Below are 22472 nucleotides of genomic sequence, written 5' to 3'. Positions count from 1 at the left end.
AACATGACGCAATCTCAGGTACTGCTAACTGATGTTCACAGCGGTGTGTTGACATTGACGCTGAACCGGCCCGATGTCCGCAACGCGTTGAACCTTGCATTGACGAGGGCGCTTGTCGATGCCTTGACGCACTTCGAGGGCGATGACAGCCTCCGTGTTCTGATCGTCACCGGGGCCGATCCGGCTTTCTGCGCAGGGCTGGACCTTGGTGAGTTTTCCGCTCCGGACGCGCCACGCGGCGAAGTCGCGGCCATGATCGACTTATGGCCGCGACTGAGCAAGCCAGTCATTGCCGCGTGCAATGGGGCTGCGGTGACTGGCGGCCTGGAACTTGCGATGGGCTGCGATTTCATCATCGCTTCGGAGCGCGCTCGTTTTGCCGACACCCATACGAAGATCGGCGCGCTTGCGGGCGGTGGGATGACTGCGCGTCTGCCGTACATTGTGGGCTCACGCTGGGCCAAGCAGATCAGTTTCACGAGCGAGCCGTTCGATGCCATGACAGCCCTGCGGATCGGTCTCGTCAACGAGGTGACTTCGCACGCGACGTTGCTCGAACGCACTCGTGCGCTTGCCGCAACCATAGCGAGCCGTTCGCCGGAACTAATCAGTACGGTCAAGCGTGTTATCGACGCCGGAGCGCACGCTTCGCTGAGCGAAGCGCTGAAAATAGAGAAGGCTGCGCTGGCTGAACGCAAGGCAAAGGCGCCCATGGCGTGGCAGACAGCGCCGTAATTTGAAAGAGCAGGGGATTTGTCTGCAAGCGTCGCGCAGACGGTGCGAAGAAGGAGGCATCCATCCTTTTTGCATTGCCTGTCTATTCGTGAATAAAACGCGAGATCAATGCGCCGCTGCGGCAGCCGCCCCTGCATCTCCGCCGGCTCTCTCCGGCTTCGTGATCCAGATGAGCGCGATCAGCGCCACGAAAATGCCGGCGGAAACGAAGAACAGGTCGTTCACGCCCAACTGCGCGGCCTGTTGCGTAGCCATTGAATTGAACAGTCCGTACGCTTGCGGTTGACTGAAGCCCGCGGCGCCCATCTGCCGGATCGACTGATCGAAGACAGGGTTGTAAGCGTTCGCGCGCTCGGCCAGTTGCGCGTGATGCATGATCGTGCGATGGTCCCACGCCGTCTGGAAGATCGACGTGCCGATACCGCCGCACATGATCCGCACGAAGTTCGACAAGCCGGATGCCGCTGGAATCCGATTGCCTGGCAATCCTGACAGGGTGATCGACACGAGCGGAATAAAAAACCCGGCCATGCCGATCCCTTGAATCAGCGTGGGCAGCAGCAGCGAGTACGTGTCCACGCCCGTCGTATAGCGCGAGCGCATCCAGAAACACAGCGCGAACACGAGGAACGACAACGTTGCGATATAACGCGGATCGGTGCGCGGCAAGATCTTGCCCGTGATCGGCGATAGCAGCACGGCGAAGATGCCGACCGGCGCCATCACGAGACCGGCTTCAGTGGCCGTATAGCCGATATCGGTTTGCAGCCACAACGGCAGCAGAACGAGATTGCCGAAGTAAAGACCATAGCCGATCGACAGTGCGATCGTGCCGCCCGTGAAGTTGCGTTTGCTGAACAGCGATAAATCGACCACCGGATGCTCGGCCGTCAATTCCCACACGATAAAGAACGCAAGCGCGATCACCGCGACCAGCGCCAGCACGACCACGGTCGTCGACGAAAACCAGTCGAGGTCTTTGCCCTTGTCGAGCATGACCTGCAACGAGCCGACCCAGACGATCAACAGGCCGAGACCGACGCCGTCGATCGGCGCCTTCCTGATGACGGAATCGCGGTTGCGAAAAATCATCCACGTCGCCGCCGCGGCGATCGCGCCGACCGGAATGTTGACGTAGAAGATCCACGGCCACGAGATGTTGTCGGAAATCCAGCCGCCCAGAATCGGTCCGGCCACCGGCGCAATCAGCGTGGTCATCGCCCACATCGACAATGCCATTGGCGCCTTCGCGCGCGGATAGCTCGCGAGCAGCAGCGTTTGCGACAGCGGAATCATCGGGCCGGCCACCGCGCCTTGCAGCACGCGCGAGGCGAGCAGGAAGGGCAGCGTGGGCGCGAGGCCGCACAGCCACGACGAGATCACGAACAGCACGATGGACGCCATGAAGAGGCGCACCTGGCCGATGCGTTCAGTCAGCCAGCCGGTCAACGGCACCGAGATCGCGTTGGCGACCGCGAACGACGTGATCACCCACGTGCCCTGATCGGCCGACACGCCGAGGTCGCCGGAAATGGATGGAATCGAAACGTTCGCGATCGACGTGTCGAGCACGTTCATGAAAACGGCGAGCGACACCGCGATGGTGCCGATCACCAGTTGCGCGCCCTCGAGCGGCGGATGAGGGAGTTGCGCCTGAGCCTGAGCCATTCAAAAAGCCTTATGGAAATCGCCGCGCGGCTTACATCAGTTTTGCAGCGGGCTTCGCAGCGCCGGATTGCGCCGACTTCTGCGTGCCGCCGTTCGGACCTGCGTTTTCCGAAATGATGCGAGCGATTTCCGCGTCGGCTTCGTCGCCGTACTTGGCGAACACGTTCGTCTGATAGACGGTGTTTTGCGCCTGGCCGAGCTGGCCGCCGTCATCGTCCTTGATGGTCACGTCGGCTTGCATCGACAGCCCGATGCGCAGCGGGTGCTTCTCGAGTTCCTGCGGGTCGAGCGCGATACGCACCGGCAGGCGCTGCACCACCTTGATCCAGTTGCCGGTCGCGTTCTGCGCGGGCAGCAGCGAGAACGCCGAACCCGTGCCGGCCGAGAAACCGACCACCTTGCCGTGATAAACGACCGACGAACCGTAGACGTCCGCCGTCAGTTCGACCGGCTGGCCGATGCGCATGTGCTTGAGCTGCACTTCCTTGAAGTTGGCGTCGACCCACACGCCGCCGAGCGGCACGATGGCCATGAGCGGCGTGCCCGGCGACACGCGCTGGCCGACCTGCACCGAGCGTTTCGCGACGTAGCCGGTGACCGGCGCGGGCAGGTTGTTACGCGCATTGTTCAGATACGCGTCGCGGACCTTCGCGGCGGAAGCCTGCACGTTCGGGTGATTGGCGATCGTGGTGTTCGCGGTCAGCGCGCGGTTCGACGCCAGTTGCTGCTGGGCGGCGTCGACGGCGGCTTGCGCGCTCTTCACGGCGTCGCGTGCGTGCGAAATTTCTTCCTGCGATACCGCGCCGGTTTGCGCGACCGTCAGACGGCGCTTCAGGTCGTCCTGAGCACGCGACAAATCGGCCTGGCGCTGCGCCACCTGGGCCTGATACTGGTTGTCGTCGGCGAACAGGCCGCGCACCTGACGCACCGTTTGCGCGAGATTCGCTTCGGCCTGCTCGAGCGCCACACGGGCGTCCGCCGGATCAAGCACGACGAGCGGGTCGCCGGCCTTGACGGTTTGCGTGTCGTCCGCGTTCACCGCGACGACCGTGCCGGTGACTTGCGGCGTGATCTGCACGACGTTGCCGTTCACGTAGGCGTCGTCGGTGTCTTCGTGGAAGCGCGCCACGAGGAAATAGTAGAGGCCGTAAGCGATCGCGGCGATCAGGATCACGATGACGAGCAGCGTCATCATGCGCTTGCGTTTGCCGTTGTTCGCCGGTTGTGCCGGCTTGGCTGGCTGTGCCGGTTGATTGTTAGCCGCGGGCTGCTGGGGGGTGCTCATTGATGTGCTCCGGGTTCTTTCTAACGTCGTCGTTTATTCGGATGTTCGTGTGTGGTCTGCTGCAGTCGGCTCAGTTGCGTTCGGCACGATCAGTTGGCAGCCGCAGCCGCAGCCGCAGCCGCAGCCGCAGCCGCAGTCGCGGTCGCGCCCGATGCCGGGGCGGCTCCTGCCGCGGCGGCTGGTGCCGGCGCATCGGTCGGCACCACGAGGCCGGTCTGCGTCGCGTCGAAACCGCCGCCGAGCGCCTTGACGAGTCCGATCTGCATGTCGCGGCGGCGCATCTTCAGCGTCGTGACCGTCTGCTCGGCCGCGAGGCGGTTCTGGTCGGCGGTCAACACCTGCAATTGCGGCGACAGACCTGCCTTGTAGCGGATCACGGCCAGTTGATAGGCTTTCGTCGACGCGTCGAGCGCGCGTTGTGCGTCGCCCGATTGCTGGTCGATCGAGCGGATCGACGACACCTGCGTGGCCACATCCGACAAAGCGTTGATCAGCGTCTGATTGTAGTTCGCCACGTCCAGATCGAAGTCGGCATAACGGCCCTTCAACTGGGAGCGCAGCGCGCCCGCGTCGAAGATCGGCAGGTGAACCGCCGGGCCGAATTGCATCTGACGGCTGCCGGCTTTCAGGAAGCGCCCCCAGCCGAACGCGTCGAAGCCGAAGCCGGCCGCGAGGTTCACGTCCGGGAAGAACTCGGCCTTCGCCTCCTTCACGTCGTGCATCGCCGCTTCGACCTGCCAGCGCGCTGCGACGATGTCCGCGCGGCGCGCGACCAGGTCGGCCGGCAGATTGCCCGGCAGCGCGACCGTGTCGCCGGTGGTCAGCGCCGGTTGAGCGATCTGCAGGCCACGATCCGGGCCCTTGCCGAGCAGCGCGCCCAACTGATAGCGCACCACGGTGATCTGGCCGTCGAGGTCTGTCAAGCTCGCCTGACTCGTCGCAATATTGCCGTTCGCGGTCTGGCGCTCGACGTTGGTGTCGAGGCCGGCAGCGACGCGGCCATTCGTGATGCGGCCAATATCCTGGCGGTTGGCGATCTCACGCGCGGCGATGTCGCGCAACGCGTAAAGCTGGGCAAGCTGGTTATAGGTGCTGGCCACTGAAGCCGCGAGCGTGACACGCGCCTGCTGCATGTCGGCCTCGGCTGCCTTTTCCTGCGACACGGCCTGGCCGAGGCGCTGACGGTTCTTGCCCCACAGGTCGAGATCCCACGACGCGCTCGCGAGCACGTTGTTTTCGCTATACCAGGTACCGCCAAACGGAGGCGGGTAGAGCGCGTTGCCGGAGAACAGCTCGCGCGTCCACGAATAGCTGCCGGTGACTTTCGGATAAAGCGCCGAGCGCGAACTCTCGATATACGACGACGCCTTCGCGAGGCGCGCCTGCGCCTGTGCGATGGACGGGCTGCCTTCCAGCGCTTCTGAAATCAGCCTCGGCAATTGGGGATCGCCAAACTGGTTGGCCCAATCGAGCGACGGCCACTGGCCGCCCTGGCCGGCCAGACTCTGCGTGGACTCGTACTGGCCCGGCGACGCGATCTGCTTGTCGCTTTTGACGCCGAAGTAGTTCGCGCATCCCGAGAGGGCGAGCGCTGCCACCGCAGCGGCGACAGCGGCCCGGCTCGAAAGCCCAGGCGCGGACAGGGAAAGGGATTTCATTGCTCGGCTCTTTGAGTGGAAGGTAATGATGGACGCTGCAAGCAATTTCTTACGGTTTGCTGTCGGAGTTGCTTGCCGCATCACGAGTCAATCCCGTGTGTTCGCCGGAATTGATCAACGCGCGACGCAGCATGCTCTTCAGAAACCCCACTTCTTCCGGGGTGAAGCCGCTCAGCAGACTATCCAGCACACCGTTGAAAATCTTCGGCATCTTCGCCGCGATGGCATGGCCTTCCGGCGTGAGCGCGAGGCGCACGGCCCGCCGGTCTTCGTTGCTGCGCACTCGCGTGAGCAGACCACGCTTCTCCAGGCGGTCGATCAGGCGTGTGACCGCACTGGCGTCTATGCCGTATTCGCGGGCCAGTTCGGCCGCCAGCAGGCATTTGCCGCTCGCCACCATAAACAGGATGCTGCCCTGCTGGCTCGTGATGCCGAGTTCGGCCATGCTGCGCTGGGTGACCAGGTTGGACATGGTCGATTTCACACGGGCGAGGAGATAGCCGACGCTTTCGCCTAGCTGGTACTCGCTGAGCTCCGGCGCGGGAGTTGAGGTCGGCTCCGTCATGTTTCTCGTGCGATGCAATGGTTGACTAAGCAGGATTATAAGAGCCGGATGATTGACTGGGCAAGCGTTATTACAGCTTAGGCAAGGAATTTTCCTTACTCAAGCGAGAATCGGCCCGTTTTCACGTAGGGTCGATGGAAGTCCGTGACGAGCTTTTGCATCCCGGGATGCAGTGTGGTGGCGTCGGATATACGGGAATACCCAGAAGGCGTCACCGGCGCGTGCTATAATGTTGGGTTCCCAAAAGTGCGCTTTGGGCTTGTCGTGGTTTTGTCCTCGTGAAGGTAAGCGGCATGAGCAAGCGGCGCACTCAACTGTCTCCAGGTTTCCTATGACCCGCGCCCTACGCAATATCGCCATCATTGCCCACGTCGACCACGGCAAGACTACGCTCGTCGACCAGCTCCTCCGCCAGACAGCCACGTTCCGTGACAACCAGCAAGTCGCCGAGCGCGTCATGGACTCGAACGACATCGAAAAAGAACGTGGCATCACGATTCTCTCGAAGAATTGCGCGGTCGAATACGAAGGCACCCACATCAACATCGTCGACACGCCGGGCCACGCCGATTTCGGCGGTGAAGTCGAGCGCGTGCTGTCGATGGTCGATTCCGTGCTGCTGCTGGTCGACGCCGTCGAAGGCCCTATGCCGCAAACGCGCTTCGTGACCAAGAAGGCACTGGCGCTCGGTCTGAAGCCGATCGTCGTGATCAACAAGGTGGACCGTCCGGGCGCGCGCATCGACTGGGTGATCAACCAGACGTTCGACCTGTTCGACAAGCTGGGCGCGACCGACGAGCAACTCGACTTCCCGATCGTCTACGCATCGGGCCTGAACGGCTATGCCGGCCTGAGCCCCGACGTGCGCGAAGGCGACATGCGCCCGCTGTTCGAAGCCGTGCTCCAGCATGTGCCGGTGCGTGCAGCGGATCCGGAAGGCCCGCTGCAATTGCAGATCACCTCGCTCGACTACTCGTCGTATGTCGGCCGTATTGGCGTCGGCCGTATCACGCGCGGCCGCATCAAGCCGGGCATGGCCGTCGCGGTGCGTTCGGGGCCGGACGGCGCGATTCTGAACCGCAAGATCAACCAGGTGCTGTCGTTCAAGGGCCTTGAGCGGGTGCAGGTAGAATCCGCCGAAGCCGGCGACATCGTGCTGATCAACGGCATCGAAGAAATCGGTATCGGCGTGACCATTTGCTCGCCGGAACAGCCGGAAGCGCTGCCCATGATCACTGTCGACGAACCGACGCTGACCATGAACTTCCTCGTCAATTCGTCGCCGCTGGCCGGCCGCGAAGGCAAGTTCGTCACGAGCCGTCAGATTCGTGACCGCCTGATGAAGGAACTGAATCACAACGTCGCGCTGCGCGTGAAAGAAACCGGCGACGAAACCACGTTTGAAGTAGCGGGCCGCGGTGAACTGCACCTGACCATTCTCGTGGAAAACATGCGCCGCGAAGGCTACGAGCTGGCCGTGTCGCGTCCGCGCGTCGTGATGCAGGAAATCGACGGTGTGAAGCACGAGCCGTACGAAAACCTGACCGTCGACATGGAAGACGCGCATCAGGGCGGCGTGATGGAAGAGTTGGGCCGCCGCAAGGGCGAAATGCTCGACATGGCGTCGGACGGCCGTGGCCGCACGCGTCTCGAGTACCGCATTTCGGCGCGTGGCCTGATCGGCTTCCAGTCGGAATTCCTCACGCTCACGCGCGGCACGGGCCTGATGAGCCACACGTTCGACTCGTATCAGCCGGTCAAGGAAGGCGCGGTCGGCGAGCGTCGCAACGGCGTACTTATTTCGCAGGACGATGGCGCGGCCGTCGCTTATGCACTGTGGAAGCTGCAGGATCGCGGCCGTATGTTCGTGTCGCCGGGCGAGCCGCTGTACGAAGGCATGATCATCGGCATTCATAGCCGTGACAATGACCTGGTCGTGAACCCGATCAAGGGTAAGCAGCTTACCAACGTGCGTTCGTCGGGTACCGACGAAGCGGTGCGCCTTGTGCCGCCGATCCAGATGTCGCTGGAATACGCGGTCGAATTCATCGACGAGGACGAGCTCGTCGAAGTCACGCCGCAATCCATCCGTCTGCGCAAGCGCTACCTGAAGGAACACGAGCGCCGCAGCGCGAGCCGTAAGGGCGCAGTGGATTAAGCGGGCGCATCGCTTTTCGCCGTTTCGCTTTAGCTGTTAGGAAAAGCCACCTTCCGGGGTGGCTTTTTCCATTTTTGCGCGCCGCGATCGCGTTATATGCAGTTGCCGCAGATTCGTGATTCGTTGATGCGCGTTTGTCCCCGTTTATTGCAGAAGGCTGTCGGTGCGCGCGGCAATCGCCGCGAAAGCCCGTCGCTGCGGGCCCGAGCGGCAATCGGTCTGCTATCTGGACTATCGGTTCTGTGATATGCTCCCCGGGTGCCAGTTTTAGGTCCTTCCAAGCAAGACTTGATTCGCGCAATCCGCTAAACGGTCAGGCCGTGTCGCGGAAGGTTCTGTAACCCGCTATTTCTCGAGAAACTCGAAGAAAGGTGAGCGTAAAAATGATGAAGCAATTCCAGTCGAACTCTTATCTGTTCGGCGGCAATGCTCCGTACGTGGAAGAAATGTACGAAGCGTATCTCGACAATCCGGCGTCAGTGCCCGAGAACTGGCGCAGCTATTTTGACGCGTTGCAGAACGTTCCTGCATCGGATGGCAGCAATGCCAACGACGTGGCCCATGGCCCGATCGTCGAATCGTTTGCACAACGGGCCAAGGCCAACGCCTTCATCCCGCGCACGGCAACCGGCGGCGAAGACCTCGCTACCGCGCGAAAGCAAGTCTATGTGCAGTCCCTCATCGGCGCATATCGCTTCCTCGGCTCGCAATGGGCCAATCTCGATCCCCTGAAGCGCCGCGAACGTCCCGCTATCCCCGAACTCGAACCCGCGTTCTACGACTTCACCGAAGCCGACATGGACCAGGAGTTCAGCGCCACGAATCTGTATTTCGGATTCGAGCGCGCGTCGCTGCGCGAGATCGTCAAGGCATTGCGTGACACGTACTGCGGCACGATCGGCGCCGAGTACATGTACATCAGCGATCCGGAACAGAAGCGCTGGTGGAAGGAAAAGCTGGAGTCGATCCGCTCCACGCCGAATTTCTCGAACGAGAAGAAAAAGCACATCCTGAATCGCCTGACGGCCGCAGAAGGCCTCGAGCGCTTCCTCCATACCAAGTACGTCGGTCAGAAGCGCTTCTCGCTGGAAGGCGGCGAAAGCTTCATCGCGTCGATGGACGAGGTCGTGCGTCACGGCGGCGCCCGCGGCGTGCAGGAGATCGTCATCGGCATGGCTCACCGCGGCCGTCTGAACGTGCTGGTCAATACGCTCGGCAAGATGCCGGCTGACCTGTTTGCCGAATTTGAAGGCAAGCACGTCGACGACCTGCCGGCCGGCGACGTGAAGTATCACAAGGGTTTCTCGTCGGACGTCTCGACCGAAGGCGGCCCGGTTCACCTGTCGCTCGCGTTCAACCCGTCCCACCTCGAAATCGTCAATCCGGTGGTCGAAGGTTCCGCGAAGGCGCGTATGGACCGTCGCGGCGACGACAGCGGCCTGCAAGTGCTGCCGGTGCAGATCCACGGCGACGCGGCTTTTGCCGGCCAGGGTGTCGTGATGGAAACACTGAACCTCGCGCAAACGCGCGGTTACGGCACCCACGGCACGCTGCACATCGTCATCAACAACCAGATCGGTTTCACCACGTCGGACCCGCGCGACTCGCGCTCCACGTTGTACTGCTCGGACGTCGTCAAGATGATCGAAGCGCCGGTGCTGCACGTGAACGGCGACGATCCCGAAGCGGTCGTTCTCGCCACGCAACTGGCTATCGACTTCCGGATGCAGTTCCACAAGGACGTCGTCGTCGACATCGTCTGCTTCCGCAAGCTGGGCCACAACGAGCAGGACACGCCGGCTGTCACGCAGCCGCTGATGTACAAGACGATCGCGAAGCACCCCGGCACCCGCGCGCTGTACGCGGAAAAGCTGGTGCAACAAGGCGTTATCACCGCCGAACAAGGCGAGGAGTTCGTCAAGGCGTACCGCAAGGCGATGGACGAAGGCCATCACACGGTCGACCCGGTGCTCTCGAACTACAAGAGCAAGTACGCGGTGGACTGGGTGCCGTTCCTGAACCGCAAGTGGACAGACGCGGCTGACACGGCCGTGCCGCTCGCCGAACTGAAGCGCCTTGCTGAGCGCATCACCACGATCCCGGAAAACTTCAAGGTTCACCCGCTGGTCGAGCGCGTCATCAACGACCGTCGCGCGATGGGCCGTGGCGAAGCGAAGCTCGACTGGGGCATGGGCGAACACCTTGCATTCGCGTCGCTGGTCGCATCGGGCTATGCAGTGCGCCTGACCGGTCAGGACTCGGGGCGCGGCACGTTCACGCACCGTCACGCGGTGCTGCACGATCAGAACCGCGAGCGCTGGAACGACGGCACGTACGTGCCGCTGCAGAACATCGCCGAAGGTCAGGCGAAGTTCTCCGTGATCGACTCCGTGTTGTCGGAAGAAGCGGTGCTCGGCTTCGAATACGGTTACTCGACGGCTGAACCGAACACGTTCGTCGCATGGGAAGCGCAGTTCGGCGACTTCGTGAACGGCGCGCAAGTCGTGATCGACCAGTTCATCTCGTCGGGCGAAGTGAAGTGGGGCCGCGTTTCTGGCCTGACGATGCTGCTGCCGCATGGCTATGAAGGCCAGGGTCCGGAGCACTCGTCGGCGCGTATCGAACGTTTCCTGCAACTGTGCGCAGACCACAACATGCAGGTCGTTCAGCCGACCACGCCGGCGCAGATTTTCCACCTGCTGCGCCGTCAGATGATCCGCCTGTTCCGCAAGCCGCTGATCGTCGCGACGCCGAAGTCGCTGCTGCGCCATAAGGAAGCCGTGTCCGATCTGTCGGAGCTGGCGAAGGGTGCGTTCCAGCCGATCCTCGGCGAAATCGACGAGGCCATCGACGCGAAGAAGGTCAAGCGCGTGGTGGCATGCTCGGGTCGCGTGTACTACGACCTGCTCGCGCATCGCCGCGAATCGAAGTCGAACGACGTCGCCATCATCCGTATCGAACAGCTCTATCCGTTCGCGCATAAGCAGTTCGAAGCGGAAATGAAGAAGTACGACAACGCGACGGAAGTGGTCTGGGTGCAGGACGAGCCGCAGAATCAGGGCCCGTGGTTCTACATCGAGCACCATCTGAAGGAAGGCATGAAGGAAGGACAGAAGCTGGCATACAGCGGCCGTCCGGCTTCGGCTTCGCCGGCAGTCGGCTACTACGCGAAGCACTACGAGCAGCAGAAGGCGCTGATCGAAGGCGCTTTCGGCCGCCTCAAGAGCGCGTCGATCGCTAAATAAACAGAACAGACGAACCGGGAAAGCGCGATGCGCTTTCCCGTGCCGCGTTCCGTGACCCGTCAAGGTTCAGGCGCGGCAATCATGGTTCGCAGGCGGTCGTCGTTCACCGCGCCGTCACCCGATACGTATTCAGGATATTCATAATGGCTATTGTTGAAGTCAAGGTCCCCCAGCTTTCCGAGTCGGTTTCGGAAGCCACGATGCTGCAGTGGAAGAAGAAGCCCGGCGAGGCTGTTGCTCAAGACGAAATTCTCATTGAAATCGAGACCGACAAGGTCGTGCTCGAAGTGCCGGCACCCTCGGCCGGCGTGCTCGCGCAAGTCATCGCGAACGACGGCGACACCGTCACCGCTGAACAGGTGATCGCCAAGATCGACACCGAAGGCACGGCAGGCGCCGCCGCTGTCGAAGCCGAAGTGAAGCCGGCGCCTGTCGCCGCCGCTCCGGCGCCGGCCGCGGCACCGGCTGCTCAAGCTGCATCCGCAACGGGTGCGCATACCGCTGCTTCGCCGGCTGCCGGCAAGCTGATGGCGGAGAAGGGCCTGTCCTCGGGCGACGTCGCCGGCACGGGCCGCGACGGCCGCATCACCAAGGGCGACGTGCTAACCGCAGGCGCCCCGGCAGCGAAGGCTGCACCCGCACCGGCTGCAGCACCGAAGGCTGCCAAGCCGTCGTTGCCGGACGTCAGGAGTCCGGCTTCGGCCGACCAATGGCTGAAGGACCGTCCGGAACAACGCGTGCCGATGTCGCGTCTGCGTGCACGTATTGCGGAGCGCCTGCTCGAGTCGCAGCAAACCAACGCCATCCTGACCACGTTCAACGAAGTGAACATGGCGCCGGTGATGGACCTGCGCAACAAGTACAAGGACAAGTTCGAGAAGGAACATGGCGTGAAGCTCGGCTTCATGTCCTTCTTCGTGAAGGCGGCCGTTCACGCGCTGAAGAAGTTCCCGCTGGTGAACGCGTCGATCGACGGTAACGACATCGTCTATCACGGCTATTTCGACATCGGTATCGCTGTCGGTTCGCCGCGCGGTCTGGTGGTGCCGATCCTGCGTAACGCGGATCAGCTGAGCCTCGCCGAAATCGAGAAGAAGATCGCCGAATTCGGCCAGAAGGCGAAAGACGGCAAGCTGTCGATCGAGGAAATGACCGGCGGTACGTTCTCCATCTCGAACGGCGGTGTGTTCGGTTCGATGCTGTCCACGCCGATCATCAACCCGCCGCAGTCCGCGATTCTGGGCGTGCACGCCACGAAGGAACGCGCTGTGGTCGAAAACGGCCAGATCGTGATCCGTCCGATGAACTATCTGGCGCTCTCGTACGACCACCGGATCATCGACGGCCGTGAAGCCGTGCTGTCGCTGGTTGCCATGAAGGACGCGCTGGAAGACCCGGCGCGCCTGCTGCTCGACCTGTAAAACGCCGCTTCGGCGGTGCCGGCTTGCCATCGCGCGAGCCGGCGCCATATAGAGATCAGGCAGGCATCACGTCTTTCGCATTCCGCAGTACAGGACCGACGCGCCACGAAGCGTGGCCGCGCCGTTCCGTCAAAAAAAAAGGATTGTCATGTCCAAAGAATTTGACGTCGTCGTGATCGGCGCGGGCCCTGGCGGTTATATCGCCGCCATCCGTGCAGCGCAGCTCGGCAAGACCGTCGCATGTATCGAAAAATGGAAGAACCCGGCCGGCACGCTGAAGCTCGGCGGCACCTGTTTGAACGTGGGTTGCATTCCGTCGAAGGCGTTGCTCGCGTCGTCGGAAGAATTTGAAAACGCCTCGCATCACCTGGCCGACCACGGCATTTTCGTGGAAAACGTGAAGGTCGATATCTCGAAGATGATGGCCCGCAAAGACGGCATCGTCGAAAAGATGACGAAGGGCATTGAATTCCTGTTCCGCAAGAACAAGATCACGTGGCTCAAGGGTCACGGCAAGTTCACCGGCAAGACGGACGCCGGCGTGCAGATCGAAGTGAGCGGCGAGGGCGAAACGGATGTGGTCACGGCAAAGAACGTGATCATTGCAACCGGTTCGAAGGCGCGTCATCTGCCGAACATTCCGGTCGACAACAAGATCGTCGCCGACAACGAAGGCGCACTCGCTTTCGACACGGCACCGAAGAAGCTGGCCGTGATCGGCGCAGGCGTGATCGGTCTGGAATTGGGCTCGGTGTGGCGCCGTCTGGGCGCGGAAGTGACCGTGCTCGAAGCGCTGCCGGAATTCCTCGGCGCGGCTGACCAGGCGCTCTCGAAAGAGGCCGCCAAGCAGTTCAAGAAGCAGGGTCTCGACATCCAGGTTGGCGTCAAGGTCGGCGAAGTGACGACCACGGACAACAGCGTCACGATCAATTACACGGACAAGGACGGCAACGCGCAAAAGCTCGAATCCGATCGCCTGATCGTGTCGATCGGCCGCGTGCCCAACACCGACAACCTCGGTCTCGAAGCGATCGGCCTGAAGGCCAACGAGCGCGGCTTCATCGACGTGGACGATCATTGCGCGACGGCCGTGCCGAACGTGTACGCGATCGGCGACGTGGTGCGCGGCCCGATGCTCGCGCACAAGGCCGAAGACGAAGGCGTGCTGGTTGCCGAGATCATCGACGGTCAGAAGCCGCATATCGACTACAACTGCATTCCGTGGGTGATCTACACCGAACCGGAAATCGCATGGGTCGGCAAGACGGAACAGCAATTGAAGGCGGAAGGCCGCGAAGTCAAGACGGGCCAGTTCCCATTCATGGCGAACGGCCGCGCGCTCGGCATCAACAAGGCGGATGGTTTCGTCAAGATGATCGCCGACGCGAAGACCGACGAACTGCTGGGCGTGCACATCATCTCGGCGAACGCATCGGACCTGATCGCGGAAGCCGTGGTGGCGATGGAATTCAAGGCGGCGTCGGAAGACCTGGGCCGCATTTGCCATCCGCACCCGTCGCTGTCGGAAGTCATGCGCGAAGCGGCACTGGCCGTGGACAAGCGCGCGCTGAACATGTAATCGCGCGCACGCCTGACTGCACGTAACTCCGGCAATTCTGGCATCACAAGGCGGGCGGGTTCACTCCCACCCGCCTTTCTTTTTGCAGCAACACCATGAACGTCACCGAATACTACGAAAAAGAACTGCAGACGCGGGGTTATCAATCCGACCCGGCGCAGCGCGCGGCGGTCGACCGTCTGCAGCGGTGTTACGAAGAGTGGGTCGAGTACAAATCGCGTCGCTCGAATGCGTTCAAGAAGCTGATCAATCGCCCGGACCCGCCGCGCGGCGTATACATGTGGGGCGGCGTAGGGCGGGGCAAGAGCTTCCTGATGGACAGCTTCTACATGATCGTGCCGGTGCAGCGCAAAACGCGGCTGCACTTCCACGAATTCATGCGCGAGGTGCATCGAGAGCTGGAAGAGCTGAAGGGTACGGCCGATCCGCTCGACGAACTCGCGCGCCGCATTGCGAAGCGCTACCGGCTGATCTGTTTCGACGAATTCCACGTATCGGACATTGCCGACGCGATGATCCTCTACCGCCTGCTCGACAAACTCTTCGAGAACGGCGTGCAGTTTGTGATGACGTCGAACTACGATCCGGACACGTTGTATCCGGACGGCCTGCATCGCGATCGCATGCTGCCGGCAATCGAGCTGATCAAGGACCAGCTCGACGTGGTCAATGTCGATGCGGGCATCGACTACCGGCAGCGCACGTTGGCGCAGGTCGAGGTGTATCACACGCCGCTCGGCGCGGCCGCCGACAAGGCGCTGCGCGACGCGTTCGCGAGGCTCGCCGCGGTGCCCGATGAGAGCCCGATTCTGCACATTGAAAAGCGCGAGTTGAAAGCGCTGCGTCGCGCGGACGGCGTCGTGTGGTTCGATTTTGCGACGTTGTGCGGCGGCCCGCGTTCGCAGAACGACTATCTGGAGCTGGCGAGCCGTTTCCATGCTGTGATCCTGTCCGCCGTGCCGCAGATGTCGGCGCGCATGGCGTCGGAAGCGCGCCGCTTTACGTGGCTGATCGACGTGTTCTACGACCATAAAGTCAAGCTGCTGATGTCGGCCGCGGTGCCATCCGAGCAACTCTATGTGGATGGTCCGATGGCCAACGAATTCACGCGTACGGTGTCGCGTATCGTCGAAATGCAATCGAAGGAGTATCTGGATGCGCCGCGCCGGATCGTCGATACATCGCTGACCTGAGCGAGCGGGTCGGGGAGCGCATGCAGGCGGCCGGCGAGGCTTTTGCGATAGATCACGCGGCCTCGGCCGAACGGACAAGGTCGATGGGCGTATTTTCAGGATTCGGATTGCTCTGATGTTGCGGCTTTGGGCGACTGGCTATCTTTGTCAAGCATCTGACAAAGGAGAAACCGATGAACCCATACCGTGACATCAACGACGAAGAGTGGCAACGCATTGCGCCGTTACTGCCTGAACTGCGTCCGCGCGCGGAATTGCGTGGCCGCCCGCTTGCCAATACACGTTCCGTCCTCAACGGCGTGCTGTGGGTGATGTACAGCGGCGCTACATGGTCCGCCATGCCGCGCAAATACCCGTCCTATCAAACCTGTCATCGCCGCTTCAAGGCGTGGTACGAATCCGGCGTACTGAAGCGCGTCATGGAGCAACTGTTCGGCGCGGCGAGCGAAGAACTTTGCGCAATGATGGAAGCACGCATGCGCACGCATGTGAGTGCAGACCCCAAAAGCGTCGTTGCAGCAGAGAAGCCGTCGGCTCCCGTAGTGCCTGTGGTGTATGCCCCGGCACCGGCCCAATCCTTGCCGTCTTCTCCGTTTGCTTTTACGCCGCCTTTCAAACACGCTGCATGACGACTCAAATCACGCAACATCCCGTAGAAAAAACGGCCGAACGATAACCTCGTCGGCCGTTTCATTTTTGGTCGCAGTTACTGCGGCTGGCGGGCCGGAATGCCTGGCTGCACTTATTGCTGACGAACCCACGTCTGCGAGCGGCCTAGCAGCGCTACGCCGATATAGCCGCGCACCACCAGCTTGTTGCCGCCGTCTTCCAGGTGCATCTTGCACTTGTAGAGCTTGCCGTTTTCCGGGTCGAGGATCTGCCCATGATCCCACGCGTCGCCGTCCTTTTTCATGTCGCTGATAATGGTCATGCCGAGAATCGGCTGGTCCTTGCGTGCGTCGGTGCACGCGGTGCAGCGGCGATCCGGCTGGTCGTTCGGACCCAGACCTTTGATCACTTTTCCGCTGAGCATGCCGTTGCCGTCCTGCGCGATCTGCACGAGTGCTTTCGGCTGGCCGGTGTGATCGTCGATGGTTTGCCAGGTGCCGACCGGCGTATCGGTTTGCGCCATTGCGGTAAGGGCGCTGGTCACGAGGATGCCGGCGAGCGCCGCATGTTTCGCTGTGCGAAGCGCGATCGCGCGAGCATGTTGGGTGAACTGCATCATTGTCTTCCTCCTTGGTAAAAGACGGCGCGATCATGGTCGCGCGGCGTTATTGACGTCCCTTGAGGCATAAGGCCGGTGATGTCGCGTGGTGCTGTCCGGTTCTCCTTCGCACGGCTCCCAACGCGAGGGCCCGCCGCGGCTCTCGTGCGGGCTCTCGTCCGGCCGCGTCGTATGTCAGGGCAGAATGCCTAGTGTGCGTGAAAACGCGCGCACTGTTTGATAGTGGAACCTCTAATCAGGCCGCGGCACTTTGAGAATCAATTGAGCTGATACGAGAAGGTTGCGTTGATGCGCGGACTGCGCGACGCGCTTTCGACCGGCGCGTCCCCGACCGCCTTCGCGACCGAGAGATCCAGGCTGTAATACCTGCCGTCGCTGATGCGAAAGCCTAATGCAACGGACGAAAGTCTCGACGGGGAGGGCGTGCCAGCATGCAGATAGACGCGCGCCATGTCGAAGGAAATATACGGCGTGAACGTGTGCAGATACGTGAAACCTGGCGTGAAGGGGCGATTGATTTCGAACATTGCGCCCCAGCCGGAATCGCCGGACGCTTCGCCCGGCTGATAACCTTGCGCGAAACGCTGGGCACCGAAGGAGATCTGTTCGGAGGTCGGCAGTGAGACCGGGCTGTACTGTGCGGTCAGAGAGATAGCGGTGCCGATCCTCAGTGGCCACTCGTTGGTTTGCGAAAAGCTTGCACCGGTGCGCACGAAGTTGACCGAAGCCGGATTGCTGACGGGCGCGCCAGCCAGGTTCGAATCGCCGGATTTCGACGCGCCCAGAATATCGAACGCCTTCGCCACATTCAGGCTCGCGCGGCGCACCTGGCCGGTTTGCACACTGGTGTAGTCCGCTTGCAATTGCATTACGCGCACTTGCGAGCGCAGACCGATCTGCGCGCCGTTCTGCTGATTGTGATAGCGGTCCTCGTCGTGCGATGCATAGACAGAAGCCGTGCCGATCACGCTCTGGGTATTGCTCAACAGAATCGGGTAGGCGAGTGAGCCGCCAATCTTGTCATTGATGACTGTGCGCTCGACGTACGGTGGCAAGCCCGGATTGTCGACTGGATTGCCGCGGTAGTGCGACGCGTCGATCCTGGAAATCAGTCCGTTGCTGCCGATCGGCACGGAGGCATGCGCGGCAAGATAGGTGACGTGGTCGCGGCCCTTCGGCAGCAGCGCCGACACGCTCAGTTGTTCACCGAGCGCCGTGAGGCCATTCTCGGTCGCGGTCAGCAAACCTTGCACGCCGGGATGATTGAAGTCGATGCCGCTGCTCACGTCGAAAGGCTTGCGGTCCACGTTGAGTTCGAGCGTGGTCGCGCCGTCGGTATTCTGCGGCGGCGGCACGTTTGCCGCGACTTTCACGCCAGGCAATAGCCCCAGCACGTTGATATAGCGCTCGAAAGTGGCGCGTCGCAGCGGCCGGTCGGCGGTGATGTGATCGGCGATCGCGCGAATCCTGTCTTCCACTGCGCCGGCGTTGCCCGTCACCTTGACCCCGGAGACATAGCCTTCCACTACCGTCACGCGCACGACGCCGTCCTCGAATGTTTGCGCCGGGATGAACGCGAAAGAGAGCGCGAAGCCACGGTCCTGGTAGAGCTTCGTCACGCCGTTGGCCACCTGGATCAGCTCGCCGATCGTCGAGTCTTTGCCGACAAGCGGCGTGAAGCGCTGCGCAACGTCGTCGAAAGGAATGGACTTTACGCCTTCCACCTGGACGCGCGTTGGCGTGAGATGGCGGGCGAGAAGTTGCTGGAGTTGAGGTGCCTGCGGTGCGACTTGCACCGTGACGTTGGGGCCTTTATCGGGCGGCTTGATTTGCGGTAGCGACTCCAGCGGATTGCCGCCTGCCGCCGCGCTCCCGGGGCGCGACTGCGCGTGCGCTGGCGGCTGCATTGCGCTCGCCGCAAGCACGGCGAGCACCAGCGTCCATGTGCTGCGGTACCCGAGTTTCATCGGATTGTCCTCGTATGCCGTTCTTGTTTTTACGAGCGTGTGCCCTTGCGTGGCCTGGCCGGGCCGCTGGACCGCGCTCGCTTGTGTGTGGCCGGCCGCATCGTGCCATCCCGGCATGTATTACGTCACATACTCCGTGGAGCTTGAATGCAGTTGGCGAAAGTACGGGGCACGTGATGATGCGGACTGCTTGTCCGGATTGCAGGATGAGCGTCGCGGCGGCACGACATCGCTGAGGGCTTGAGAGCGGTCTCATACGATGCCGTGCGCGTCGCGTCGCGTTGCGTTGCGGCGATGCGGCCTATGCGGACTACTTATGAGTTGCCGGCACGACGCCGCCGAGCAACGTCGTGAGACCGCTCGCCGGATTGCTCGAACTGCCCGTCGAACCGGCCGCTGAACTCAGCGTGCCCGTCAGTTGCCCGAGAAGCGTAGTCACCGGCGCGAGCGCCGTGCCGCTGCCGCTCGAGCCGCCGCTTGTCGCACCGCTTGTCGCACCGTTGGTCGCACCGTTGGTCGCACCGCTCGCGATGCCAGACAGCACGCCGGTCAGCGACGACAGCGGGCTCCCCGCGCTGCCCGTGCCGCCCGGCGCCGACGTCAGCGAACTGAGCGGCGTGCCGCTCAATCCCGAACTGACTCCGGCGAGCGGCGTACCGCCGGGCAGCGTCGATAGCGAGTCGAGCGAATTGCCGCCGAGACCGAGACTCGTCAGCGTGCTTTGCAGGGGGCCGAACGGATTGCTGTCCGACGGCGGTCCATTGGCAATACTGAAGTTCGTGCTGCCGACGAGGCTCGTGATCAACCCAGGAATCGGCAGCGCGCCATTCGGGCCGTTCGGATTGACGAGGCCGCCTGCGTTCGTCACCGTGTTGCCGAGCGAGCCGACCAGCGCGCCGGCATCGGCACCGACCGGATTGCCGGTCACCGAGCCCGCTTGCGAGCCGGCCGAACTCAGTGCGCCGCCAACCTGAGCGAGTATTCCGCCGATCGGCGCGCCGAGCCCTGTCTGCGTGCCGACCGCCTGCGTGATGAGACCCGCGGTCGTCAAGAGCGGCGTGATCGCGGTGCTGACCGGCTGCATGATCTGTTGGACCGGCGCCGATGCCAGCGCATTGCCGAGCGTCGCGCCGCCCGAGTTCAGTGCGCCAGCGGTGGTCGAGAGCGCGCCGGCCAAAGGCGTGGTAACCGGCGACAGCGGCGCCAGATTACCGGCGCCCAGGCCTGCGACCGCGGTGCTCAGTCCTTGCACGACACCGCTGGTGGAACTGACGACCGAGCCGAGACCGGCGACCGTCGTGCCGACGGGATTCGACGTCGTGCCCATCTGGCCGACGCCGCTGCCCAGGGCATTCGAGAGCGAGTTCAGCGTGGTGCCGGTGCGCGACACCGCGTCGCCGAGGCCTTGCGTGACTTGCGGGCTGAGACCGGGAATGGTCTGCGCGGCGATCGCTGTGCCGAGGTCGTTCGTCGTCTTTGCCGCGGTGGTGATGGCGCCCGAGCTGCCGGTGGTTGTCGTCGTGCCGCCACCGCCGCCGGACGAACGTGAGCCGCTGCCGCTTCCGGTGCCCGAGGTCGTCGGCGGTGCGTTGAGGGTGCTGCCGCACGCCGCGAGCACGCCGGCGACGGCCACTGCAATCAACGGTGTGCGCAACGACGTGAAGGTCATCGCGGCGATACGGCGGCTAAACAGGCGATATGTGGACATGTGTACTCCTCAATGCGTTGTGGCTGTTATGTGTGCTGTTGTAATGCGCCGTCTCGATGGAAGTCTGACGGCGCGCCGCATTCAAAGTCGACTTCGGGACCGGGGCTGAACGCTGCTGCCGTGGCTGCGCTCAGGCTTGCGCTGATGCGCGCTGCCGATAGCGTGGTCACAGCACGTGTTGCCACGCGGCGCGTGTTCTGCCGTTCGTCCCGGCTACGCCAGCGGGCGTGCTTATTTCTTTGACAACCCGCCGAGCAGGCCGCCGACCAGCGAGGTCACGGGCGCCAGTGGATTGTTCGTCGTTGCGTTGCCCGAACTGGCCGTGAGCGATACGCCGGCGGTGCCGGTGCCGGGTGCGCTCGACGTCGCCGCCGGAGCGGTGACGCCGCCGATCGCGCCGGTGACGGTCGACAGCAAGCCGGTGACCGGCGCGAGCGGGCTGCTGCCACCGGCCGCACTGTTCAATCCACTTGTCACGCCGGAAAGAGCACTGGTGACAGGGGCGAGCGTGCTGCCGCCGCTCGAGGTGCCGCCAACCGCGCCGGTCACGCCACCGAGTACGCCCGTAACCGGCGCAAGGGACCCGCCGCTCGGGCCACCCGCGAGAGCACCCAACGCGCTAGTAGCCGGCGCGAGCGGACTACTGCCAGTGCCGCCCGTGAGTCCAGCCACCACGCTAGTAACTGGCGCCAGCGGAGCACCGCTCGTGCCACCCGCGAGCCCACCTAACGCACTAGTAAGTGGCGCAAGCGGGTTGCCGCCGCTGCCGCCCGTAACGAGCCCGCCGACTGAAGCGATCGTGGTGCCGGTGTCCGTCACCGTGCGTCCGAGCGCTGTCGTGGCCTGATTGCCGCCCGTGGCGCTCAACAGCGTGCCGGCCTTGCCGAGTCCGCCGCCGGCCGTCGATAGCAGCGTATTGACTGGCGCACCGAGGCCGCTCGTCGTGCCGACCGCTTGCGTGGTGGACGCGACCATCGACGTGATCGGCGTGATCGCGGTGCTGAGCGTTTGCGTGACTTGCTGGACCGGTCCCGTCGAGAGGGCCGTAGTGAGCGTGCTGCCGCCGTTAGTGATTGCGCCGCCGACGGTGCCGAGCGCGCCGCCAAGCGGTGTGGTAATGGCCGACAACGGAGCCAGCGGGCCGCTGCCGAGGCTCGTCACGAGGCTGCCCGAGTCCGTCGCCGCACCGCCGATATGTCCGACGACGCCGCCGAGGCTCGATACAGTTGTGCCAAGCGCATCGCCGCCCGTCCCCGGTTGGCCGAGTCCCTGCGTGACGCCGCTGCCGAGCGTCGAGACCGCCGAGCCCACTTCCTGGATGATGCCGCCCGCGGCCTGGCTGGTTTTCGAGCTGACGCCCGGTAGCGTCTGCGAGCCGATCACCGTGCCGACGCTCGTAACCGTCGACCCGGCGTCGCCGATCACGCCTCCCGCGTTGCCCGCGACAGTACCAATTGCATTTGCCACCGGCGTTGTGCCGGGGTTCGTTCCGGGGTCCGTGTCGGGGTTCGTGTTGGTATCCGTACTGGTGTCCGACGCGCTGCCCGAACCGGTCGAGCCCGTCGAGCCGCTGCCGCCTGTCGTCGACAATGTTTCGCCGGACGAACCTCTGCTGGTGCCGCTGCCAGTGCCTGAGCTAGTGCCTGAGCTGAGACTTCCGGAGCCTCCGCAAGCGCCGAGAGAAAGCATTGCGGCCACGCTGGCGGCAAGCAGGGTTGCCCTTAACCTGCTGTTGGTGCTGTTGGTGCTGTTGGTTGTTTGAATGTTCATGTCGCCTCGCATCGCATGTGTTATCTGGTTGCTGCTGCGGGCTATCTCTGCAGGACCCGTGCCATTAAACTGATCAATGGCCCAGATTTCTTCGAATACGCACGGCCAGGCCTTATTGAATAAGGCGCCGCAGGATTCGATGAAGTGCACGCTAAATCAGAACGCGCTCGATAAAACCGATTTTCGTCGCCTTTAAAGAGGCTGTGTAACGTAGCGCGCAGCGTGCGCCGTTACGACGCCGCCGTTACGCGAGACGCGCATCGCAAACTCATGCACTTGAAAGGTTCTGTTA

The 22472-nt window shown here is 62.9% G+C and carries 15 protein-coding genes; 7 read left to right on the top strand and 8 right to left on the bottom strand.

Annotated features, from left to right (window positions below; genetic code table 11):
* Window positions 1-3: 3 nt before the first annotated feature.
* Window positions 4-735 (top strand): enoyl-CoA hydratase, encoded by a 732-nt coding sequence (locus tag C0Z16_RS17565; protein ID WP_102633381.1) that lies wholly within the window; start codon window positions 4-6, stop codon window positions 733-735.
* A gap of 105 nt (window positions 736-840) precedes the next feature.
* Here C0Z16_RS17565 and C0Z16_RS17560 read toward each other — a convergent pair whose 3' ends face one another.
* The 4 genes from C0Z16_RS17560 to C0Z16_RS17545 all read right to left on the bottom strand — a co-directional run bounded on the left by C0Z16_RS17560 (window position 841) and on the right by C0Z16_RS17545 (window position 5911).
* Window positions 841-2403 carry a DHA2 family efflux MFS transporter permease subunit gene (locus C0Z16_RS17560; protein ID WP_102633380.1) on the bottom strand — a complete coding sequence of 521 codons (1563 nt, stop codon included), beginning with the start codon at window positions 2401-2403 and terminating at the stop codon, window positions 841-843.
* A 31-nt stretch (window positions 2404-2434) separates the two neighbouring features.
* Window positions 2435-3688, bottom strand: coding sequence for an EmrA/EmrK family multidrug efflux transporter periplasmic adaptor subunit (locus C0Z16_RS17555; RefSeq protein ID WP_102633379.1), 1254 nt, complete (start codon window positions 3686-3688; stop codon window positions 2435-2437).
* An 89-nt stretch (window positions 3689-3777) separates the two neighbouring features.
* Complete coding sequence (locus C0Z16_RS17550; protein WP_102633378.1) at window positions 3778-5346, bottom strand: efflux transporter outer membrane subunit; 1569 nt, start codon at window positions 5344-5346, stop codon at window positions 3778-3780.
* A 49-nt stretch (window positions 5347-5395) separates the two neighbouring features.
* Entirely contained in the window at window positions 5396-5911 is a 516-nt protein-coding gene (locus C0Z16_RS17545) for a MarR family winged helix-turn-helix transcriptional regulator (protein WP_102633377.1), read from the bottom strand.
* A gap of 331 nt (window positions 5912-6242) precedes the next feature.
* Here C0Z16_RS17545 and typA point away from each other — a divergent pair, with 331 nt between their 5' ends.
* The 6 genes from typA to C0Z16_RS17515 all read left to right on the top strand — a co-directional run bounded on the left by typA (window position 6243) and on the right by C0Z16_RS17515 (window position 16136).
* The gene (gene typA / locus C0Z16_RS17540; RefSeq protein ID WP_102633376.1) at window positions 6243-8069 is read left to right on the top strand and encodes a translational GTPase TypA; all 1827 of its coding nucleotides are present in this window, start codon (window positions 6243-6245) and stop codon (window positions 8067-8069) included.
* A 383-nt stretch (window positions 8070-8452) separates the two neighbouring features.
* The gene (locus C0Z16_RS17535) at window positions 8453-11314 is read left to right on the top strand and encodes a 2-oxoglutarate dehydrogenase E1 component (RefSeq protein ID WP_102633375.1); all 2862 of its coding nucleotides are present in this window, start codon (window positions 8453-8455) and stop codon (window positions 11312-11314) included.
* A 143-nt stretch (window positions 11315-11457) separates the two neighbouring features.
* Window positions 11458-12735, top strand: a complete 1278-nt coding sequence (odhB, locus tag C0Z16_RS17530; protein ID WP_102633374.1) for a 2-oxoglutarate dehydrogenase complex dihydrolipoyllysine-residue succinyltransferase — start codon at window positions 11458-11460, stop codon at window positions 12733-12735.
* Between the two features lie 148 nt (window positions 12736-12883).
* On the top strand, window positions 12884-14314 hold the full coding sequence (gene lpdA / locus C0Z16_RS17525; RefSeq protein WP_102633373.1) for a dihydrolipoyl dehydrogenase: 1431 nt from the start codon (window positions 12884-12886) through the stop codon (window positions 14312-14314).
* Window positions 14315-14409: 95 nt separating this feature from the next.
* Entirely contained in the window at window positions 14410-15507 is a 1098-nt protein-coding gene (gene zapE, locus C0Z16_RS17520) for a cell division protein ZapE (protein ID WP_102633372.1), read from the top strand.
* A 173-nt stretch (window positions 15508-15680) separates the two neighbouring features.
* Complete coding sequence (locus C0Z16_RS17515) at window positions 15681-16136, top strand: transposase (RefSeq protein WP_102633371.1); 456 nt, start codon at window positions 15681-15683, stop codon at window positions 16134-16136.
* A 113-nt stretch (window positions 16137-16249) separates the two neighbouring features.
* Here C0Z16_RS17515 and C0Z16_RS17510 read toward each other — a convergent pair whose 3' ends face one another.
* The 4 genes from C0Z16_RS17510 to C0Z16_RS17495 form a co-directional block, all read right to left on the bottom strand.
* Complete coding sequence (locus tag C0Z16_RS17510) at window positions 16250-16735, bottom strand: DUF2147 domain-containing protein (protein ID WP_102633370.1); 486 nt, start codon at window positions 16733-16735, stop codon at window positions 16250-16252.
* A 257-nt stretch (window positions 16736-16992) separates the two neighbouring features.
* Window positions 16993-18702 carry a ShlB/FhaC/HecB family hemolysin secretion/activation protein gene (locus C0Z16_RS17505; RefSeq protein ID WP_102633437.1) on the bottom strand — a complete coding sequence of 570 codons (1710 nt, stop codon included), beginning with the start codon at window positions 18700-18702 and terminating at the stop codon, window positions 16993-16995.
* 310 nt (window positions 18703-19012) lie between these two features.
* The gene (locus C0Z16_RS17500) at window positions 19013-20410 is read right to left on the bottom strand and encodes a collagen-like triple helix repeat-containing protein (RefSeq protein WP_102633369.1); all 1398 of its coding nucleotides are present in this window, start codon (window positions 20408-20410) and stop codon (window positions 19013-19015) included.
* Window positions 20411-20641: 231 nt separating this feature from the next.
* Window positions 20642-22180 carry a collagen-like triple helix repeat-containing protein gene (locus C0Z16_RS17495; RefSeq protein WP_102633436.1) on the bottom strand — a complete coding sequence of 513 codons (1539 nt, stop codon included), beginning with the start codon at window positions 22178-22180 and terminating at the stop codon, window positions 20642-20644.
* Window positions 22181-22472: the final 292 nt, after the last annotated feature.

This window comes from Paraburkholderia rhynchosiae (assembly GCF_002879865.1).
Classification (GTDB): Bacteria; Pseudomonadota; Gammaproteobacteria; order Burkholderiales; family Burkholderiaceae; genus Paraburkholderia; species Paraburkholderia rhynchosiae.
The sequence above is the reverse complement of the archived record's forward strand: the minus strand, read 5'-3'. Positions and strand labels throughout refer to the sequence as shown.

Bases quoted from the DNA above. Each gene is read 5' to 3' on its own strand.
- C0Z16_RS17535 (WP_102633375.1), top strand. From the start codon at position 8,453: ATGATGAAGCAATTCCAGTCGAACTCTTATCTGTTCGGCGGCAATGCT.
- C0Z16_RS17500 (WP_102633369.1), bottom strand. From the start codon at position 20,410: ATGTCCACATATCGCCTGTTTAGCCGCCGTATCGCCGCGATGACCTTC.
- C0Z16_RS17505 (WP_102633437.1), bottom strand. From the start codon at position 18,702: ATGAAACTCGGGTACCGCAGCACATGGACGCTGGTGCTCGCCGTGCTT.
- C0Z16_RS17515 (WP_102633371.1), top strand. From the start codon at position 15,681: ATGAACCCATACCGTGACATCAACGACGAAGAGTGGCAACGCATTGCG.
- C0Z16_RS17510 (WP_102633370.1), bottom strand. From the start codon at position 16,735: ATGATGCAGTTCACCCAACATGCTCGCGCGATCGCGCTTCGCACAGCG.
- lpdA (WP_102633373.1), top strand. From the start codon at position 12,884: ATGTCCAAAGAATTTGACGTCGTCGTGATCGGCGCGGGCCCTGGCGGT.
- C0Z16_RS17545 (WP_102633377.1), bottom strand. From the start codon at position 5,911: ATGACGGAGCCGACCTCAACTCCCGCGCCGGAGCTCAGCGAGTACCAG.
- C0Z16_RS17550 (WP_102633378.1), bottom strand. From the start codon at position 5,346: ATGAAATCCCTTTCCCTGTCCGCGCCTGGGCTTTCGAGCCGGGCCGCT.
- odhB (WP_102633374.1), top strand. From the start codon at position 11,458: ATGGCTATTGTTGAAGTCAAGGTCCCCCAGCTTTCCGAGTCGGTTTCG.
- C0Z16_RS17555 (WP_102633379.1), bottom strand. From the start codon at position 3,688: ATGAGCACCCCCCAGCAGCCCGCGGCTAACAATCAACCGGCACAGCCA.
- C0Z16_RS17495 (WP_102633436.1), bottom strand. From the start codon at position 22,180: ATGAACATTCAAACAACCAACAGCACCAACAGCACCAACAGCAGGTTA.
- C0Z16_RS17560 (WP_102633380.1), bottom strand. From the start codon at position 2,403: ATGGCTCAGGCTCAGGCGCAACTCCCTCATCCGCCGCTCGAGGGCGCG.
- zapE (WP_102633372.1), top strand. From the start codon at position 14,410: ATGAACGTCACCGAATACTACGAAAAAGAACTGCAGACGCGGGGTTAT.
- typA (WP_102633376.1), top strand. From the start codon at position 6,243: ATGACCCGCGCCCTACGCAATATCGCCATCATTGCCCACGTCGACCAC.
- C0Z16_RS17565 (WP_102633381.1), top strand. From the start codon at position 4: ATGACGCAATCTCAGGTACTGCTAACTGATGTTCACAGCGGTGTGTTG.